The 12,249-nt window shown below is 74.2% G+C and carries 12 protein-coding genes; 3 read left to right on the forward strand and 9 right to left on the reverse strand.

Going from position 1 to position 12,249, the window contains the following annotated elements; translation table 11 throughout:
• Nucleotides 1–62: 62 nt before the first annotated feature.
• A complete protein-coding gene (gene codA, locus CP968_RS15535; protein ID WP_280116689.1) occupies nt 63–1,385 on the reverse strand; it encodes a cytosine deaminase in 1,323 nt (440 codons plus the stop codon).
• A 173-nt stretch (nt 1,386–1,558) separates the two neighbouring features.
• Between codA and CP968_RS15540 the strand changes: the two genes are divergently transcribed.
• Entirely contained in the window at nt 1,559–3,367 is a 1,809-nt protein-coding gene (locus CP968_RS15540; protein ID WP_150518581.1) for a S9 family peptidase, read from the forward strand.
• Nucleotides 3,368–3,423: 56 nt separating this feature from the next.
• Nucleotides 3,424–4,269 (forward strand): SURF1 family protein, encoded by an 846-nt coding sequence (locus CP968_RS15545; protein WP_150518582.1) that lies wholly within the window; start codon nt 3,424–3,426, stop codon nt 4,267–4,269.
• Nucleotides 4,270–4,350: 81 nt separating this feature from the next.
• On the opposite strand, the gene CP968_RS15550 is transcribed toward CP968_RS15545, so the two are convergent.
• The 7 genes from CP968_RS15550 to CP968_RS15580 all read right to left on the reverse strand — a co-directional run bounded on the left by CP968_RS15550 (nt 4,351) and on the right by CP968_RS15580 (nt 10,513).
• Complete coding sequence (locus tag CP968_RS15550; RefSeq protein ID WP_150518583.1) at nt 4,351–5,475, reverse strand: hypothetical protein; 1,125 nt, start codon at nt 5,473–5,475, stop codon at nt 4,351–4,353.
• Nucleotides 5,472–6,200 carry a SigE family RNA polymerase sigma factor gene (locus CP968_RS15555; RefSeq protein ID WP_150518584.1) on the reverse strand — a complete coding sequence of 243 codons (729 nt, stop codon included), beginning with the start codon at nt 6,198–6,200 and terminating at the stop codon, nt 5,472–5,474. The genes CP968_RS15550 and CP968_RS15555 overlap by 4 nt, the downstream gene beginning before the upstream one ends.
• 172 nt (nt 6,201–6,372) lie before the next feature.
• Nucleotides 6,373–7,446: an aspartate-semialdehyde dehydrogenase gene (locus tag CP968_RS15560; RefSeq protein WP_150518585.1), complete on the reverse strand. Its 1,074-nt coding sequence runs from the start codon at nt 7,444–7,446 to the stop codon at nt 6,373–6,375.
• Entirely contained in the window at nt 7,443–8,717 is a 1,275-nt protein-coding gene (locus tag CP968_RS15565) for an aspartate kinase (RefSeq protein WP_150518586.1), read from the reverse strand. Before CP968_RS15565 ends, CP968_RS15560 begins: the two co-directional genes overlap by 4 nt.
• A 145-nt stretch (nt 8,718–8,862) precedes the next feature.
• Nucleotides 8,863–9,510 carry a DUF5063 domain-containing protein gene (locus tag CP968_RS15570; RefSeq protein WP_150518587.1) on the reverse strand — a complete coding sequence of 216 codons (648 nt, stop codon included), beginning with the start codon at nt 9,508–9,510 and terminating at the stop codon, nt 8,863–8,865.
• Nucleotides 9,503–10,102 (reverse strand): recombination mediator RecR, encoded by a 600-nt coding sequence (gene recR / locus CP968_RS15575; RefSeq protein ID WP_150518588.1) that lies wholly within the window; start codon nt 10,100–10,102, stop codon nt 9,503–9,505. Before recR ends, CP968_RS15570 begins: the two co-directional genes overlap by 8 nt.
• 69 nt (nt 10,103–10,171) lie before the next feature.
• Complete coding sequence (locus tag CP968_RS15580; RefSeq protein ID WP_150518589.1) at nt 10,172–10,513, reverse strand: YbaB/EbfC family nucleoid-associated protein; 342 nt, start codon at nt 10,511–10,513, stop codon at nt 10,172–10,174.
• A 281-nt stretch (nt 10,514–10,794) separates the two neighbouring features.
• On the opposite strand from CP968_RS15580, the gene CP968_RS15585 reads away from it, so the two are divergent.
• Nucleotides 10,795–11,532 (forward strand): SLATT domain-containing protein, encoded by a 738-nt coding sequence (locus CP968_RS15585; protein ID WP_189828987.1) that lies wholly within the window; start codon nt 10,795–10,797, stop codon nt 11,530–11,532.
• A gap of 62 nt (nt 11,533–11,594) precedes the next feature.
• Here the strand turns inward: CP968_RS15585 and CP968_RS15590 are convergent, their stop codons facing one another.
• Nucleotides 11,595–12,245, reverse strand: coding sequence for a hypothetical protein (locus CP968_RS15590; protein ID WP_150518591.1), 651 nt, complete (start codon nt 12,243–12,245; stop codon nt 11,595–11,597).
• Between the last annotated feature and the right edge of the window lie 4 nt (nt 12,246–12,249).

Below are 12,249 nucleotides of genomic sequence, written 5' to 3' on the forward strand. Positions count from 1 at the left end.
GTCCGCGCGCGTCAAGACTGCCACGGCCGCCGGGCACCGCCCCGCCCGGTCCGGCCGCGCCTTCAGGCCGGACGCAGGGCGAAGTCGACCTCCGTGAGCGCTTCGCCGGGCCACGACAGCCGCGCGGGGGCCGGCGGGGTCTCGGCGAGGACGCGGCCGTGCGCGACGACGTACCGGGGGCGGACCTGGCGGCGGACGGCCTCCTGCGGGGTCGGGGCCGGGAGCACGACGAAGGAGGCGGGGGCGCCCGGGGTGATGCCGTACTCGGCGGCCGTCAGGCCCAGCACCCGCGCGGCGCGGTCCGTCACCATCGCGAACGCCTCGGGGATCTCGTCGGCGCCGGTGAGCTGGGCGGCGTAGATGCCGACGAGGGCGGTCTGGAGCGGGTTGCCGGTGCCGAGCGGGTTCCAGGGGTCCATCACGTCGTCGTGGCCGAAGGCCACGTTGACCCCGGCCGCGAGCAGCTCCTTGACCTGGGTGAGGCCGCGCCGCCGGGGGTAGCCGTCGAAGCGGCCCTGGAGGGCGAGGTTGGCGAAGGGGTTGGAGACCAGGTTGACGCCCGAACGGGACAGCAGCCGCCGGAGCTTGTAGGCGTAGGCGCCGTTGTAGGAGCCCATCGCCGTCGTGTGGGAGGCGGTGGCCCGCTCGCGCAGGCCCGAGCGCAGTGCGAGGGCGGCCAGCACCTCGACGAAGCGGGACTGCTCGTCGTCGATCTCGTCGCAGTGCGCGTCGAGCCGCAGGCCGTGCCGTTCGGCGAGGGCGAACGCGGTGTGCAGCGAGGCCACCCCGTCCTCGCGGGTGTCCTCGAAGTGCGGGATGGCGCCGACGACGTCCGCGCCGCGCCGGACCGCCTCGCGCAGCAGCGCCTCGCCGTCCGGGAAGGAGACGATGCCCTCCTGCGGGAAGGCCACGATCTGCAGGGTCATGAAGTCCCTTACCCTGTCGCGCACTTCGAGCAGGGCGTCGAGGGCGGTCAGGCGGGGGTCGGTGGTGTCGCAGTGGGTGCGCACGTGCAGCACGCCGTGCGCCGCCTGCCAGCGCAGCACCTCGGTGGCGCGGGCGACGACGTCCTCGCGGGTCAGGGTGCGCTTGCGTTCGCTCCAGCAGGCGATGCCCTCCCACAGGGTGCCGGAGGCGTTGGGGCGCGGTTCGCCGGCAGTCAGCGCCGTGTCGAGGTGGATGTGCGGTTCGACGAAGGGGGCGGTGAGCAGGCCGCCGCGGGCCTCGACGAGCACGCCCGTGGCGGGCGGCTCCTTCTGGTCGTCGTACGGCAGGACCCGCGCGATCCGGCCGTCCTCGCCCACCTCCACGTCGCACAGCCCGCCGTGCCCGCCGGCGTGGCCCTCGTCGTGCAGCAGCCGGGCGCCCCGGACGATCATCCGCATCGCGCCAGCGTACGCAGCGGGCCGGGTGCGCGGCGCGTGTCGGGGGTGGGCCGGACGGGGTGCGTCGCGGCGGGTCCGGCGGGCGGGTCCGGCGGGCGGGGCGGTGCCGTCGGCGTGCGGGGGACCGGCGGAGCGGTCGGCGGGCGGGGCGGGCGTGCGGCAAGAATGGGGCCATGACCAGCGACAGCGATGTGACCACCGACGTGACCCCCGACTGGGAGAAGCGGTTCCGGGCCCCGCGCGTCGGGCTGCCCGAGTGGGCCGAGGACGCGCCGGACCGTTCGCTCTTCGTCTCCAACGCGACCGGGACGTTCGAGCTCTACGCCTGGGACCGCGCCACCGGCGCCCAGCGGCAGGCCACCGACCGCCCCAACGGCACCACCGACGGCACCCTCTCGCCGGACGGCGAGTGGATCTGGTGGTTCTCCGACACCGACGGCGACGAGTTCGGCACCTGGGTGCGCCAGCCCTTCGCGGGCGGCCCCGACGAGCCGGCCACCCCCGGCCTGGAGCCCTCGTACCCGGCAGGTCTGGCCCTGGGCCGGGACGGGACGGCGGTCGTCGGCCGGTCCACGGACGAGGACGGCACCACGATCCACGTGGTACGGCCCGACGGTTCGGCGCCCACCGTGATCTACCGGCACCGCGAGTCCGCGGGCGTCGGCGACCTGTCGCGGGACGGGACGCTGGTGGCGGTCGAGCACACCGAGCACGGCGACGCGATGCACTCGGCCCTGCGCGTGCTCGACCTCGACGGCGCCACCGTCGCCGAGCTGGACGACTCGCGCGGCGGCACCGAGGAGCTCGGCCTGGAGGTGCTCGGCTTCGCCCCGGTCGCGGGCGACACCCGGCTGCTCGTCGGCCACCAGCGGCGCGGCCGCTGGGAGCCGATGGTGTGGGACGTGGCATCGGGCACCGAGACGGAGCTCGGCATCGAACTGCCGGGCGACGTCAGCGCGGAGTGGTACCCGGACGGGTCGGCGCTGCTGATCGCGCACGGCTTCGAGGCGCGCAGCGAGCTGTGGCGCTACGACCTGGCCGCGCGGTCCCTCGTCGCGGTGGAGACGCCCCCGGGCACGGTGTCGGGTGCGACGGCCCGCCCCGACGGGACGGTGGAGTACCAGTGGTCCTCGGCCGCCGAGCCGCCGACCGTGCGGTCCACCGCGGGCGGGGTCGTCCTGGACCCGCCCGGGTTCCGGGCGCCCGGGTCGGTGCCGGTGGAGGACGTGTGGGTGGAGGGCCCGGGCGGGCGCGTCCACGCGCTGGCGCAGCGGCCCGCGGGCCGCGGCGACGGCCCCTTCCCGACGGTCTTCGAGATCCACGGCGGGCCGACCTGGCACGACAGCGACGCCTTCGCGTCGGCGCCGGCGGCCTGGCTGGACCACGGGTTCGCGGTGGTCCGCGTCAACTACCGGGGCTCGACCGGCTACGGGCGCGAATGGACCGACGCCCTCAAGCACCGGGTCGGCCTGATCGAGCTGGAGGACATCGCGGCGGTCCGCGAGTGGGCCGTCGCGAGCGGGCTCGCGGACCCGGCGCGGCTGGTCCTCTCGGGCGGCTCCTGGGGCGGCTACCTGACGCTGCTGGGCCTGGGCACGCAGCCCGGAGCCTGGGCGGTCGGGCTGGCGGCCGTACCGGTCGCGGACTACGTGACGGCCTACCACGACGAGATGGAGGCGCTGAAGTCCCTGGACCGCACCCTCTTCGGGGGCACGCCGCAGGAGGTGCCGGAGCGCTTCGCGGCCTCGTCGCCGCTGACGTACGTGGACGCGGTGACGGCCCCGGTGCACATCGCGGCGGGGGTCAACGACCCGCGCTGCCCGATCCGGCAGATCGAGAACTACGTGGACCGGCTGGCGGAGCGCGGGGCGGTGCACGAGGTGTACCGCTACGAGGCCGGGCACGGTTCGCTGGTGGTGGAGGAGCGGATCAAGCAGGTCCGGATGGAGCTGGAGTTCGCCCTGAAGCACCTGCCGCACTGACCCGCGGTACGTGCCCCGACGCGGGCCGCGCCGGTGCACCCCCGTACGGTGGTGGGGTGCACCGGTTTCTCCTGACCCCGCGCTGGTGGGGGATCAACGTCTTCGTCCTGCTGGCGGTCCCCTTCTGCCTGTTCATGGGGTCGTGGCAGCTCGGCCGGTTCGAGGACCGCGTCGACAGCCACCGGGAGGCCACCTCGGCGCGCCCCGCCGACCGGGCGGCCGCCCCGCTGGACTCGCTGCTCCCGGTGGACAAGACGACCTCCGGACGGCTGGCCTTCGCCTCCGGGGAGTACGGCGAGCAGTTGCTCGTCCCGGAGCGGAACCTCGACGGCGCGTCCGGCTTCTACGTGCTGACCCTGCTGAAGACCGACTCCGGCAAGGCCGTCCCGGTCGTCCGGGGCTGGCTGCCGGGTCCGGCGGACCCGGCGGTGGCGCCCGCCGCGCCGACCGGGCGGGTGGAGGTCACCGGAGCCCTGCAACCCTCGGAGAACGGCGGCACCAAGGGGGTCCACTCCCAGGGCGGGCTGCCGGCCGGGCAGCTGGGCGTGATCGGCGCGGCCTCGCTGATCAACATCGTTCCGTACGACCTGTACGACGCCTGGCTGACCGTGCAGACCCCCTCGGAGGGGATGCGCCCGGTGCCGGCGGCGGCGCCCAACGACACCGGGCTCGACCTGAAGGCCTTCCAGAACCTCGGCTACACCGGTGAGTGGTTCGTCTTCGTCGCCTTCGTCCTCTTCATGTGGTTCCGGCTCTACCGCCGCGAGATCGAGACCCTCCGCGACGCCGAGGCCGGCCTGCTGGACGCGGCCGGTACGGCCGGGGCCGAGTCCGGGGCCGCGCCCCCGAGCGGACCCGCCGAGCCCGCGGCCCCCGCCGAAGCGGCCTCCCCGCGCACCTGACGCCCCCGCCGCCCGAGCCGCCTCCGGGCCGGGCGGCCACGGCTTCGTCGGCCACGGCCGGCGCCGCGGCTACGGCTACGGCTACGGCTTCGCCGGCTCCAGCGGGATCGCCCCCGTGCGGTAGAGCGTCCCCCCGCAGGCCTCGGGGATCGTGGTCCGGGTGGTCGGCGCGCCCGCCGCCGGGGTGTGCGAGACCGCGAGGCCGGACGGGTCGGGCGGGCTCGTCTGCGGGTCCGTGCCCGGGGCCGTGTTCGAACCGGCCGCACCGTCCGCGGCGGCGCCGTCCGGACGGCCCGCGCCGCCCGTGGACTCGCCCTGCGGCGGGTTCGGGCCGGTACCGGGCGTCGCCGGACAGGTCTGCCCCGACGGCACCCAGGCGAAGCGCACCTCGTACGCCGTGTTCGGCTGGAGCACCAGCAGCGGCGGCTCCGCGGAAGGGTCGGGCAGCAGCCCGCTCGCCGCGTCCCCCGCCCGGTGCCCGACGACCGGGACCCCGGAGGTGACGCCCTGCGCGGCGCCGGGCAGGGCGGCCGCCGTCACGCTGTCGGAGCCGCTGACGACGCAGCCGCGCGAGGAGACGTTGGTGACCTTGAAGCTGCCGTAGACCTTGCCGTCGGCCCCGGGGGCCCGGGCGGAGCCCACCACCCCCAGCTGGTCGGCGCCGCACCCGGGGGTCCCCGCCGCCGCCGGGGGCTGCGGCCCCGTCCCGGGGAGCCCGCCGGCCGCGCCGAGGGAGGAACCCGCCGGGGAGCCCGTGCCGGACGGGCCCGCGGTGGAGCCGCCCGTCCGCGGTCCGTCGCCGGCCGCCTCCGGCAGGCCGGTGGTCCCGCCGCCCCCGGGGCCGGCGCCACCGGGTCTCGGGGCGCTGGGCCGCACTCCGGATCCGTTCTGGTGCGGGTCGGACGGGCCGGCGCCCTCCGCGGCGCCCTGCTGCCGGCCGTGCCCCGCCACGGCCGAGCGGTCGGCGGTGGAGGCGTCCTCGCCCGTGAGGTGGACGGCGGCCGGGACCGCGGTCCCGGCGAGCAGGGCGACCGCGGCCGCCCCGACGAGGGTCCGGCGCTTGCGGGCGCGGCGCGCGGGGACGGCGCACCGCAGCCGCTCCAGCGACCCCTCGGAGGGCTCCAGTCCCTCGACGGCCCCGTGCAGCAGCCCGCGCAGGGCCCGTTCCTCGCTCGCCCCGCCCGGCGGGGTGTGGTCGTCCCTCATGACTGCGCAGCCTCCATCGCGACCCGCAGCGCGGCAATGCCCCGCGAACCGTACGCCTTCACCGAACCGATCGAAATGCCGAGCGTCTCGGCCACCTGGGCCTCCGTCATGTCCGCGAAGTAGCGCAGCACCAGCACCTCGCGCTGGCGCCGCTGGAGCCCGCGCATCGACTTGATCAGGTCGTCCCGTTCGAGCTGGTCGTACGCGCCCTCCTCGGCGCTCGCCATGTCCGGCATCGGCTTCGACAGCAGCTTGAGGCCGAGGATGCGGCGGCGCAGCGCGGAGCGGGAGAGGTTGACGACGGTCTGGCGCAGGTAGGCCAGGGTCTTGTCCCGGTCGCGGACGCGGCTGCGGGCCGAGTGGACGCGGATGAAGGCCTCCTGGACCACGTCCTCGCAGGAGGCGGTGTCGTCCAGGAGCAGCGCGGCCAGGCCCAGGAGCGAGCGGTAGTGGGCGCGGTAGGTCTCGGTGAGGTGGTCGACGGTGGTGCCCGCCACCACCGCCGCCTCCCCGCCGGCGGCGGGTCCCGCGTCCTCGCGCGGCGCGGGCGGACGGGTGGCCGGGAGCGGTGCGGGATCCCGTACGGACGCCTCGGGGGGCGGCTCCGCGGGCGGAACGGGCACGATCACGGGGAAACCGCCGCCGGGCGTACGGGGATGCCGGCGCGGGGGGACGAGCCCGGTGCGCGCCGGGAGGACGGCCAGGTCCAGAAGTGCCTCTGCCACGCCAGTAGGACGCGCGCGGTCCCGTCAGGGTTGTACGCGCGGGGCGACCTCTCCGGTGACATCCCCATGGCCCTCATGCGTACCCGCTCTTCCCGATTGCGCCCCGTTCGGTCGAGACGGCGGTCGGGCCATCACCTTGATCAAGGGATCAGCACCGATCCTACAAAGCGGATTACGCACGTTCACCCGCGATCAGTTCCGCGATCTGCGTGGCGTTCAGGGCGGCGCCCTTGCGCAGGTTGTCGGCGCACACGAAGAACTCCAGCGCGCGCGGCTCGTCGAGGGACGCACGCACCCGTCCCACCCAGGCCGGATCCGTGCCGGCGGCGTCCGCCGGGGTCGGGAACTCGCCGGCCGCCGGGTCGTCCACGAGCACCACACCGGGCGCGGACTTGAGGATGTCCCGGGCGTGCGCGGCGTCCACGACCTTCTCGAACCGCGCCCGCACGGTCAGCGAATGCCCGGTCAGCACCGGCACCTGCACGCAGGTCACCGACACCGGGAGCCGCTCCAGGCCCAGGATCCGGCGGGTCTCGGACCGCACGGCGAGCTCGTGCGAGGACCAGCCGCCCTCGCGCAACTCGCCCGACCAGGGCACGACGTTGAGGGCGAGCGGGGCCGCGAAGGGGCCGGTGTCCTCGCCGACCGCACGGCGCACGTCCCCGGGCTGCTCGCCGAGGGAGGTCCCGGCGACCAGGGACAGCTGGCGGCGCAGCACCTCGGTGCCGGCGCGTCCGGCGGCGCCCGCGGCCTGGTACGAGGAGACGGCCAGGTCGGCCAGGGAGTACTCGGCGTGCAGGGCGCCGAGGGCCGCGATCATCGCGGCGGTCACGCAGTCCGGGCCCGCGACGATCCCGCGCGGCCGCATCCGTACGGCGTGCCCGTTGACCTCGGGCACCACCAGGGGCACCTCGGGGTCCTCGCGGAAGGCGGCGGACTGGTCCACCACGACGGCTCCGCGGGTGGCGACGACGGGCGCCCACCGGGCCGAGACCTCGGCCGGGGTGAGGAAGACCACGACGTCGCCCGGTCCGAGGCCGTCGAAGGCGTCCTCGGTGAGGGCGAGCACCTCGGTCTCCTCCGCGCGGACGGCCAGCGTGCGGCCGGCCGAGCGCGCGGAGGCGATCAGGCGGATGGTGCCCCAGACGTCCGCCCGCTGGGACAGGATCCGGAGCAGGACGGAGCCCACCGCTCCGGTCGCCCCGACCACGGCGAGCGCCGGGGCGGAGGACCGGGCGGGGGTCATCGTCCGGTGCCTCCGTAGACGACGGCCTCGTCGTTGTCGGAGTCGAGGCCGAAGGCCGTGTGCACGGCGCGGACGGCCTCGTTGACGTCGTCCTGGCGGGTGACGACCGAGATGCGGATCTCGGAGGTGGAGATCAGCTCGATGTTGACGCCCGCGTCGGACAGCGCCTGGAAGAAGGCGGCGGTGACGCCCGGGTTGGTCTTCATGCCCGCGCCGACCAGGGAGATCTTGCCGATCTGGTCGTCGTAGCGCAGCGAGTCGAAGCCGATCGTGCCCTTCGCCTTCTCCAAGGCGTCGATGGCCTTGTGGCCCTCGGCCTTGGGGAGGGTGAAGGAGATGTCGGTCAGACCCGTCGAGGCCGCCGACACGTTCTGCACGATCATGTCGATGTTGATCTCCGCGTCGGCGATGGCGCGGAAGATCGCCGCGGCCTCGCCCGGCTTGTCCGGGACGCCGACGACGGTGATCTTGGCTTCGGAGACGTCGTGCGCGACTCCGGAGATGATGGCGTGCTCCACCTGCGCGTCCCCTTGCGGATTCTCGTTGCTGACCCAGGTGCCCGGCAGTCCCGAGAAGGACGAGCGGACGTGGATCGGGATGTCGTATCGGCGTGCGTATTCGACGCAGCGGTGCAGCAGCACCTTGGAACCGGAGGCGGCGAGCTCCAGCATGTCCTCGGAGGAGATCCAGTCGATCTTCCGGGCCTTCTTCACGACGCGGGGGTCCGCGGTGAAGACGCCGTCGACATCGGTGTAGATCTCGCAGACCTCGGCGTCCAGCGCCGCGGCCAGCGCCACGGCGGTGGTGTCCGAGCCGCCGCGGCCCAGGGTGGTGATGTCCTTGGAGTCCGCGGACACGCCCTGGAAGCCGGCGACGATGGCGATGTTGCCCTCGTCCAGCGCGGTGCGGATACGGCCCGGCGTGACATCGATGATGCGCGCCTTGTTGTGGACCGAGTCGGTGATGACGCCTGCCTGGCTGCCGGTGAACGACTGGGCCTCGTGGCCCAGGTTTTTGATCGCCATGGCCAGCAGGGCCATGGAGATCCGCTCTCCGGCGGTCAGCAGCATGTCGAACTCCCGGCCCGCAGGCATCGGGGACACCTGCTCGGCCAGATCGATCAGCTCGTCCGTCGTGTCGCCCATCGCCGATACCACGACGACCACCTGGTGGCCGTTCTTCTTGGCATCGACGATCCGCTTGGCGACACGCTTGATGCCCTCGGCATCGGCTACGGAGGAGCCTCCGTACTTCTGCACGACAAGGCCCACGTGCGCTCCTCGCTCAGTCCGTCTCATTGCTGGTGCAGTCTAACGAGCGGCCGCCATCCGACCGCTTCGTACCACATCATGAGACGAAAAGATCAACGAATTGGTTCCCGTACAGGCCACTGACCTGCGCGGAGTCCGCCGCCGCTCAGCTGCGGCCGAGGCCGCCGAGCTCTTCCGCCATGACCCGGCCGGCCTGCTCCGCGAGCTCTTCCTCGGCCAGGTCCTCGTCGGTGTCCAGCCCGTCCAGGGCCGCCAGCGGCTGGTCCAGCCGCACGTGCGCCACCAGCGACTGCAGGGCGCGCAGGGTCGCCGAAGCGGTCGGCCCCCAGTTGGTGAAGTACGAGAACTGCCACCACCACAGCGCCTCGGTGATCCGGTCGGCCTGGTAGTGGATCAGCCCGTGCCGCAGGTCGGCGACCACGTCCGCCAGGTCGTCGGAGATGCGGTGCGGGACCGGGGCCTTGCGCGGCTCGTAGGGGTCGAAGACCTCGGAGTAGACGTCGACCGGCTCCAGCATCAGCGCGAAGCGCTCGCGCAGGTCGTCCACGTCCGGCTCGGGTCCGAGGTCCGGCTCGTACCGCTCCTCGGGCAGCACGTCCTGGTACGCGCCCAGCCGGCCGCCCGCGAGCAGCAGCTGGGACACCTCCAGGAGGAGGAAGGGCACCGCGCTGTCGGGGTCCTCCCCCTTGGCCACCTCGGTGACCGCGACGATGAAGGACTCGATCTGGTCCGAGATCTGGACGGCGAAGTCGTCCGGGTCCTGACCCAGGGCGTGCAGCGTTGCGTCAGACATCGAGTAGTCGCCTTCCCTCAAAGGCCCGCCCCAGCGTGACCTCGTCCGCGTACTCCAGATCTCCCCCGACGGGGAGCCCGCTGGCCAGACGGGTGACCTTCAGGCCCATGGGCTTGATCATGCGGGCGAGGTACGTCGCCGTCGCCTCGCCCTCCAGGTTCGGGTCGGTGGCGAGGATCAGCTCGGTCACCACCCCGTCCGCGAGGCGCGTCAGCAGCTCCCGGATGCGCAGGTCGTCCGGTCCGACGCCCTCGATCGGGCTGATCGCGCCGCCGAGGACGTGGTACTTGCCCCGGAACTCGCGGGTCCGCTCGATCGCGACGACGTCCTTGGGCTCCTCCACGACGCAGATGACCGTCGTGTCGCGGCGCGGATCGCGGCAGATCCCGCACCGCTCCTCCTGCGCCACGTTCCCGCACACCGCGCAGAACCGGACCTTGTCCTTGACCTCCAGCAGCGCGTGCGCGAGGCGGCGGACGTCGGTGGGCTCGGTCTGCAGGATGTGGAAGGCGATCCGCTGCGCGCTCTTGGGCCCGACGCCGGGCAGCCTGCCCAGTTCGTCGATCAGGTCCTGGACCACGCCTTCGTACAACGGACTGCCTTCTTTCGCTTCGGTTTCCCCGGGAGGTGCCGGTGCCGGGGGCGGCTGGGGGGCTGGCTGCTAGAAGGGGAGCCCGGGGATGCCGCTGCCGCCGCCCAGGCCCTGGGCCAGGGGGCCCAGCTTCTCCTGCTGGAGCGCCTGGGCGTTCTCGTTGGCCGCCTGGACCGCCGCGACCACCAGGTCGGCGAGGGTCTCGGTGTCCTCCGGGTCCACCGCCTTCGGGTCGATCACCAGGGCGCGCAGCTCGCCGGAACCGTTGACGGTCGCCTTGACCAGGCCGCCGCCGGCCTGGCCCTCGACCTCGGCCAGGGCCAGCTCCTCCTGGGCCGCGGCGAGGTCCTGCTGCATCTTCTGGGCCTGCTGGAGCAGCTGCTGCATGTCGGGGCCACCACCGGGAATCACAGGTCACTCACTCTCTGGCTCGGGACGTCCGATCGCGACGTCGGGTCGCGATGCACTGGTCAATCCGAGCCTACGTGCTCCCCGGGCACCACGCCCTACGCCGAGAGGACCAACTCTTTCGAGTGAGAGTCGGGGCGTGCGCGCACCTGCTGGAGGGCTCCTTGCGGGCGGAAATCCGGGGAAGCGTCGTCCGCGGCCCGTCATTCGAAGGTAGGAAGAGCATGCGCACCATTGCGCACACGCGCACCACCACACGTCAGCGCAGGCAGAGGGAGTGCCGGGTGAGCCAGCCGGAGATGCAGCCCGAGGGCCCACCCCGGGAGGAGGGCGGCGGGCCGATGCCGGCGGGCGACCTGACCGGACGGCCGTTCCCCCTCGGGGACTGGGGCGAACCCGCGGAGCGGCTCGACGAGCTCTACCGCCGGGTCGAGGACGACGCGCTGCGCACCGCCGAGTGGTACCTGTCCGACCGGGCGTGGAAGCGGCGCGGGGCCCGGCTGCTGCGCGTCGCCGCCGCGGCGGGCGCCGTCACGGGCGCGGCCATGCCGCTGCTGGACCTGACCGGCTCGGTCCCGGGCGGGGCCGCGTACGGGTACCTGGCGCTGCTGCTGGGCGCGGCCGCCCTGGGCTGCGACCGGTTCTTCGGTCTCACGTCCGGCTGGATGCGGGACGTGGCGACCGCGCAGGCCGTGCAGCGCCGGCTCCAGACGCTCCAGTTCGACTGGGCGTCGGAGAACGTACGGGAGGTGCTCGGGCCCACCGACGGCACCGCGAGCGAGGCCGCCGAGCGGTGCCTGACCGTGCTGCGCCGGTTCTCCGAGGACGTCACCGAGCTGGTGCGCTCGGAGACGGCGGACTGGATGGTGGAGTTCCGGGCCGGGCCCGCGCCGCTGGTGATGCAGTCGCTGGGCGCGTCCGCGGGCCGTCCGGACGCCGCCGTCCCGCCGGCCCGCTTCCCGCTGCCCCCCGGGACCCGGCCGAACATGCCGCGCCAGCGCCCGCCGGAGCAGCCGAGGTAGACCCGCCGGCGGGCGGGGTGCGGGGCGGCCGTACCGGCGGGCCCGCACCGGGCGGTCGCCGGTCAGCTGAAGATGATCATCGAGCCCTGGCCGAGGCTCCGCGTCGCGGCCGCGTGCAGCCCGAGCCAGACGTGCCGCTCCCGGGCGAAGGGGCTGTCGTCGTACGGGATCGGCCCCGCCGGCTCCTCCAGTGAGGTCGGGCGGCCGGGCGGCGCGGGGGGCGCGGGCGGGTTGCCCGGGTCTATCCCGATGGCGGGCGCCACGAACAGCAGCTCCCGCAGCAGGCCCTGCGCGGACCCCAGCGGCCCGCCGCCGGAGAGCAGCTCCTCGTTGGCCAGCGGCGCCGCGAAGTCCACCGGGACGTAGGCCCCGGCGTGGTCGTAGTGCCACACCAGGTGCGACTGCTGCGCGGTGGGCTCGAACATCTCCAGCAGCTGCTCGTAGTCCCCGCCCAGCTCGTCCACCGGGGTCACCGGCAGGCCGCAGAGCTGGAGCAGGTAGGCCCGCCGCAGGAAGTGCAGGGCGTCGTAGTCGAAGCCGGCGACCGGGGCGACGTCCCCGCTCAGGCCGGGCATGTACGCGAAGACGGGCACGGACGGCAGTCCGGCCTCGCCCAGCGCCTTGTCGTAGGCGGCGATCTCTTCCGCGAAGGGGTTGTCGGGGCTGTGGCACAGCACGTCGACAAGGGGGACCAGCCACAGGTCACAGGCCACGCGG

The organism is Streptomyces subrutilus, assembly GCF_008704535.1.
GTDB lineage: Bacteria > Actinomycetota > Actinomycetes > Streptomycetales > Streptomycetaceae > Streptomyces > Streptomyces subrutilus.